The following is a 5,356-nucleotide window of genomic DNA, read 5'->3' as shown; positions in this document are numbered from 1 at the left end:
GCAAGACCGTGACGATGCAGGAGCTGATCAACAACATCGCCAAGGCCTACGGCGGTTACTCCGTGCTGGCCGGCGTGGGCGAGCGCACCCGCGAAGGCAACGACCTCTACCACGAGATGATCGAGTCCAACGTGAACGTTGACCCGAAGATCAACGGCTCGACCGAGGGGTCCAAGTGCGCCCTCGTCTACGGCCAGATGAACGAGCCCCCCGGCGCCCGCGCCCGCGTCGCCCTGACCGGGCTGGCCCAGGCCGAGTACTTCCGCGACCAGGAGGGCAAGGACGTCCTGCTGTTCATCGACAACATCTTCCGCTTCACGCAAGCCGGTTCGGAAGTGTCGGCGCTGCTGGGCCGGATCCCCTCGGCCGTGGGCTATCAGCCCACCCTGGCCACCGAGATGGGCAACCTGCAGGAGCGGATCACCTCCACCTCCAAGGGCTCGATCACCTCGGTGCAGGCCATCTACGTGCCCGCCGACGACCTGACCGACCCGGCCCCGGCCGCCTCGTTCGCCCACTTGGATGCGACGACCGTGCTGAGCCGCGACATCGCCGCCCAGGGCATCTTCCCGGCCGTGGACCCGCTGGACTCCACCAGCCGGATCATGGACCCGCTGGTGATCGGCGAGGAGCACTACCAGGTCGCCCGCCGGGTGCAGGAGACCCTGCAGACCTACAAGCAGCTCAAGGACATCATCGCGATCCTGGGGATGGATGAGCTGTCGGAAGAGGACAAGCTGATCGTGGCCCGGGCGCGGAAGATCCAGCGCTTCCTGTCGCAGCCGTTCCACGTGGCCGAACAGTTCACCAACACGCCCGGCGTGCTGGTCAGCCTTGAAGACACCATTCGCTCGTTCAAGGCGCTGGTGGAAGGCGAGTACGACCACCTGCCGGAGCCGGCCTTCTTCAACGTCGGCACCATCGAGGATGCGGTGGCCAGGGCCGAGCAACTGGCGCAGGAAGCATAAGGGCAGATGGCCGACAAGCTGCACTTCTCGCTGGTCTCGCCGGAGCGCGAACTGTTCTCCGGCGATGTGGACCAGGTCGACGCGCCGGGCTCCGAGGGCGACTTTGGCGTCCTGGCCGGTCACGCGCCGTTCATGACCGCACTGAAAGAAGGCCCGTTGCGCGTCCACAACGACGGGACGGTCACGGTGTACGAAGTCCGCGGCGGGTTTGCCGACGTCACGCCGGACGGCCTGACCATACTTGCGGAACACGCTGTCGAAGCTGCATAAGCGATATATATTAGTGCCGTAAATTTGGCGCCCCGAGGCCTTGCCTCGGACGCCTTGGTCAAGTTTTATGCCCGGCCGCAGTCAGGGAGCCTTCAGATGCGCCTCGCCCTCTCCAGCCTGATCGCCATCGCAGCTCTTGCGACCGCCGTGCACGCCCAGGAGCCTGCCGTCCAACCGCCGCCGCCCGTCGCGGCGCCGCCGGCGGCTCCGGATCCAGGCTCCGCCACCCCGCCGGCAGCGGCGCCCGCGACAACACCCCCGGCAGCCGCGCCCGCGCCCGCCGCGGAAGCCCCGGCTCCGCCGCCACCTCTGCCGACCCTGCCCACCACCGGCGACGGCGCAGCCGCGATCGCGGTGCTGGAGAAGGTCTGCGTGCCGGCCGCGAGGGGCGCGGACCTGGACGCCCTGGCCAAGGCCAATGGCTTCAAGTTGAACCGCCGCGAGCAGACCTGGATCCGGCCGCTCAGCGTCGAGAAGGGCGCGAACAAGAACCACCAGATCGTCATCTTCCCGATCGGCTCCAACAAGGGCGTCTGCAACGCCGAGATCCGTCACGAGGTCGGCGGCGACGAGGAGATCGCCAAGGCTCTGAACGTCTGGTCGTTCCTGCACCAGCCGCCGCTCGACCCGACCGCCAACTACACCCAGCCCCAGGATCCCGACGGCCTGAAGCGCGTGCGGCGCTCCTGGGAGCATCTGACCGCGACGAACTCGATCGGACTCAACTTCTCCACCGTGAAGAACCCCGATGGGACCCCGGTGAACGCCAAGTACGACCTGGCCACGATGCAGTACCAGGAACGCACGTTCTGATGAGTTTGCAGGACGCCGCCGGTCTGGTCGGCGTCCTCGTCATCCTGCTGGCTTACGCCGGAGCCGCCCTGGGTCGGGTGGACCCGCAACGGCCGCTCTCACTGACCTGCAACTTGGTGGGCGCCAGCCTGATCCTGTGGTCGCTGTTCACCCAGGCCTTCAACCTGCCCGCCGCCGTGATGGAGGGCGCCTGGGCGCTGGTGTCCTTGTTCGGCCTGGCGCGATGGGCGCTGCGGCCCAAGTCCTAGCGAACTCAGGCCGCGGCGGCCGCGTCCGACGCCAGCCATTCCAGCACCAGCGCGGCCACGTCCTCCCACCCCTTCTCCCCGATCAGCCAGTGGCTCATGCCTGGCATCACCTGCAGGGCCGCGCCGATTCGGCCAGCGGTCTGGCGCACGGTGGCGACGGGATGGACCACGTCGCGCTCGCCCACGATCGCCAGGGCGGGACACGCCAGCGGGCCCGCGCCGATGCTGGTGGTCATGAACGGATCGAGCCACCAGTTCAGCACCTCGCGGACAGCGCGCCCGCTTTCCGGGACGAGGCGATCCAGAATGGCGTCGCGGCGTTCGCGCGGCGTCCGGTCCAGGCTGGCCATGCGCATAATGCTGCGGTCGGGCTGCACCGAGCCCGACCAGAACGGGTCGGCGACGCTGACGCCGAGCGCAGTGACCGCTTCCTCGATGCTGGACCCGCTGACCCCCCAGGGCGCGGAGGGGGCGAGCAGCACCAGGGCGCGGGGCCGCACCCGCCGGGCCGCCATCTGGGCGACCAGGCCGCCCATCGAGTGGCCCAGCAGCACCGGCGGCTCCGGCAGCTCGACGCAGACCCGCTCCACGGCCTTGGCGTAGTCGCTCATCGAGAGGCCTGCCACCCGGCCGCCGCCGGGGCCGCCCGAGTGCCCGGGCAGGTCCGGTGTCAGCACCTGCCAGCCCGCCGCCTCGAACGGCTCGCGAAAGGCCTCGAAGGACCAGCCGCCGCAGAAGGCGCCGTGCGTCATCACGACCGTCGGCATGAATGTGAAACCCCTGATCCCAAGCCCAATCTAGAGCGAACAGTGCAAGCGCGATGCCGGAATCAGGCCGCGGCGCTCTTGGTTGCAGCGAACGGCGCGAAAGCCTTGGCGACCGCTTCATAGGCCGCCCGTTTGAAGGGCACGATCAGGTCCGGGGCTTCGCTGAGGTAGCCCCATCGCCAGGCGTCGAACTCGGCTGGAGGATGAGCGGCGAGGTCGAACTCGTCCTCCCGGCCATCGAAACGCAGGGCGAACCACACCTGCTTCTGGCCCTTGAAGCCCCGCGCAGCCTTCGCGCCGCCGTAGCCCGCGGGGAAGTCGTACTTGATCCAGCCGTCGGTGCGCCCCAGGTGGGTGACGCTCACCGCCCCGGTCTCCTCGGTGAGTTCGCGTAGTGCGGCGGCCTCGAGGTCCTCGCCGGCGTCCACGCCGCCCTGCGGGAACTGCCAGTTGTGCGGTCCTTCGGTGTTCGCACGCCGGCCCAGCCACACCCGCCCGTCCGGATGGAACAGCACCACTCCGACATTGGGCCGGTAGCCGGGGAGATCGGTCATGACGCTTTGGGTCTCAGCGCTTGGTGGTGAGCGCGCTCGCGGGGGCCAGCTGGTAGCCTCTCTGTTCCACCGCATTGGCCCACTGCGCAACCTTCTCCAGCGTCACGGGATAGGCGAAGCCTGAGCCCAGCGCCTGGCCGCGCTGCAGAGCGCCGGCCTCCAGGGCCGTGAGTTGCTGGTCGATGGCTGCGCCTGACAGCCGGTCGTCGATCACCCGCTCGGCCGTGGCGCGCGGCACGCCGCCGCCGCGGCGGGCCGCCGAGCCGTCGTCGATGAAGGCAAGGCCGCGGCCCCGCATGGCGCTGGCGAAGGCATTGTACGCCCCGTCTGTCGCCAGGAACCGCGAGCCCAGGTAATTGGTCAGGCCGAAGTAGCCGGTGGCGCGGCTGAGGATCCACTCCAGCTTCTTGGTGGTCTCCGGCGGCTGACCATCCGCCATCAGCGAGAACGGCCCCGCGTCGTTGTCCGGATAGTCCACGGGCTCCATCGGTGTTTCCAGCAGCACCTCGTGACCGTGGGCGCGGGCCTCGTCGATCCAGCCCTGCAGGCCCTCGGCATAGACCGAGAAGCTGAGCGTGATCTCCGGACGCAGGGTCTCTATGGCCTGGCGGGTGCGGCGGGCCTCCAGCCCCAGGCCGCTGATCACGAGCGCCACCTTCGGCCGTCCGTTGGGGGTGAAGGGCCGTGCATAGGCCTGGGCAGGGGTGCGACCGTCCTGGGCGATGATCGGCAGGGGGCCGGCCGGGCCGGGTGCGTAGAAGCCGGCGATCGGCGCCTGGGCCAGCGCCCCGCCCGCGAACGCCATCGGCGGGGCGGCGCGCGCCGAGCCGGCTGCCGCGCCGGGGGCCAGCGGCCGCTCGGACAGCCGGATCACGTCGGCATAGGTATGGGTCTTGCCGTGTACAGGCTTGAGCGCCTCGCGCCATCCGGCCGGCGCGCCGTGCAGGCCCGCCTCCAGCGACAGCAACGTGTGGTCGGCCCCACCGACCGGGCCCAGTAGGTTCACCAATGCCACCGCGGCGCCGGCGAACAGCGCGCCGGCCGCGGTCAGGCCGGCGGCGGGACTCTTCAGCATGACGCCGAGGCTGGGCAGCCGGGGCAGCGTCAGCTTGGGAAGTTTGATCTGGGGCAGAGCGATGGCGGCCAAGGCGGGGATCTCCTCGGCATCCAGCCTCGCCGATCACGGTTAACGTTTTGCTTTGGCTTCCCTTCTGGGCCCCGGCCTGGCCGTGGCGCTCAAGCGCTCAGCGCCCGAAAGCGTGGAGCCTCGCGCCCTCGGACCGCAGCCACGCCCGGTGGCGGCGTTCGTCGCCGATCAAGGCGCGGACGTGGGCCCAGAACCGGGGCCCGTGGTTCAGTTCCAGCAGGTGAGCGCACTCGTGGGCGGCCACGTAGTCGGCGACCTCGAACGGCGCGAGCGCAAGGCGCCAGGAGTAGCGGATGACCCCGGCGGTTCCGCGCGGACCGGGCTTGCACGAGCCCCAGCGGGACTTTGCGTCGGCGACGCTGACCACCGGCAAGGGCGCCCCGAGCGCCAGGGCATAGTGGGCGGTGCGGGCCGACAGCACCTCCATCGCCTTCTTCTTCAGCACCAGGATAACCGCGCGGCTGAAGCCCTCGCCCTCTCCCATGGCGGTGATGCTGGGCGTCGACCCGTCCAGCGGTTCGATCCAGCGGGCGCGGCCGCTTCCCGCCTCCAGCCGCACGGGCCGGCCGAACACCTCGATCAGCTGGCC

The 5,356-nt window shown here is 69.9% G+C and carries 8 protein-coding genes; 4 read left to right on the top strand and 4 right to left on the bottom strand.

The annotated features are described in order from the left end of the window. From atpD to QZV94_RS22760, 4 genes are all read left to right on the top strand, one after another. On the top strand, positions 1–968 hold a 968-nt coding region (gene atpD, locus QZV94_RS22775; protein ID WP_293682406.1), incomplete at its 5' end, for a F0F1 ATP synthase subunit beta. Between the two features lie 6 nt (positions 969–974). Then, positions 975–1,238 carry an ATP synthase F1 subunit epsilon gene (locus QZV94_RS22770; protein ID WP_293682404.1) on the top strand — a complete coding sequence of 88 codons (264 nt, stop codon included), beginning with the start codon at positions 975–977 and terminating at the stop codon, positions 1,236–1,238. A 96-nt stretch (positions 1,239–1,334) separates the two neighbouring features. Then, entirely contained in the window at positions 1,335–2,051 is a 717-nt protein-coding gene (locus QZV94_RS22765) for a hypothetical protein (RefSeq protein ID WP_293682402.1), read from the top strand. Next, positions 2,051–2,299: a hypothetical protein gene (locus QZV94_RS22760; protein ID WP_293682401.1), complete on the top strand. Its 249-nt coding sequence runs from the start codon at positions 2,051–2,053 to the stop codon at positions 2,297–2,299. Before QZV94_RS22765 ends, QZV94_RS22760 begins: the two co-directional genes overlap by 1 nt. A 5-nt stretch (positions 2,300–2,304) precedes the next feature. Here the strand turns inward: QZV94_RS22760 and QZV94_RS22755 are convergent, their stop codons facing one another. The 4 genes from QZV94_RS22755 to QZV94_RS22740 all read right to left on the bottom strand — a co-directional run. Continuing rightward, the gene (locus tag QZV94_RS22755) at positions 2,305–3,066 is read right to left on the bottom strand and encodes an alpha/beta hydrolase (protein WP_293682400.1); all 762 of its coding nucleotides are present in this window, start codon (positions 3,064–3,066) and stop codon (positions 2,305–2,307) included. A 62-nt stretch (positions 3,067–3,128) separates the two neighbouring features. Then, positions 3,129–3,620 (bottom strand): RNA pyrophosphohydrolase, encoded by a 492-nt coding sequence (locus tag QZV94_RS22750; RefSeq protein WP_293682399.1) that lies wholly within the window; start codon positions 3,618–3,620, stop codon positions 3,129–3,131. Between the two features lie 13 nt (positions 3,621–3,633). Beyond that, positions 3,634–4,767 (bottom strand): divergent polysaccharide deacetylase family protein, encoded by a 1,134-nt coding sequence (locus QZV94_RS22745; protein WP_293682398.1) that lies wholly within the window; start codon positions 4,765–4,767, stop codon positions 3,634–3,636. 97 nt (positions 4,768–4,864) lie between these two features. Further along, the coding region (locus tag QZV94_RS22740; protein WP_293682397.1) for a YgjP-like metallopeptidase domain-containing protein at positions 4,865–5,356 on the bottom strand (492 nt) is incomplete at its 5' end.

The sequence above is a fragment of the uncultured Phenylobacterium sp. genome (assembly GCF_902826855.1).
Lineage (GTDB): Bacteria > Pseudomonadota > Alphaproteobacteria > Caulobacterales > Caulobacteraceae > Phenylobacterium.
This window is presented reverse-complemented; position numbering and strand designations above follow the sequence as displayed.